General features: G+C 46.1%; 1 pseudogene. It reads right to left on the bottom strand.

Annotation, left to right across the window (positions count from 1 at the left end):
- Positions 1 to 207 (bottom strand): annotated as a pseudogene (locus tag MiSe_RS50590) (hypothetical protein); the annotation flags it as partial.
- Between the last annotated feature and the right edge of the window lie 12 nt (positions 208 to 219).

Raw genomic sequence — 219 nt, 5'->3', positions numbered from 1 at the left:
ACCTTCACGAGCATCAGCGGTGGCAATCACTTGAGCAACGTTTCCTTCTAAACCACCCAAGTTGGTGTCTAAAGTCTTGACGATGCTTTCGTTAACGCTAGCTGTAACGGTCTTGGTTACCGTGTAGTTGCTGTTCATGTTGGTGCCACGACCACCAACGATTTCTTGGGTGGCATCTTCCAAATAGTTCAGGTCATTAATAATCATTGCTTTGCTCCT

Origin of the sequence: Microseira wollei NIES-4236, from assembly GCF_020521235.1 — a bacterium.
Taxonomy (GTDB): Bacteria; Cyanobacteriota; Cyanobacteriia; order Cyanobacteriales; family Aerosakkonemataceae; genus Microseira; species Microseira wollei.
The sequence above is the reverse complement of the archived record's forward strand: the minus strand, read 5'-3'. Positions and strand labels throughout refer to the sequence as shown.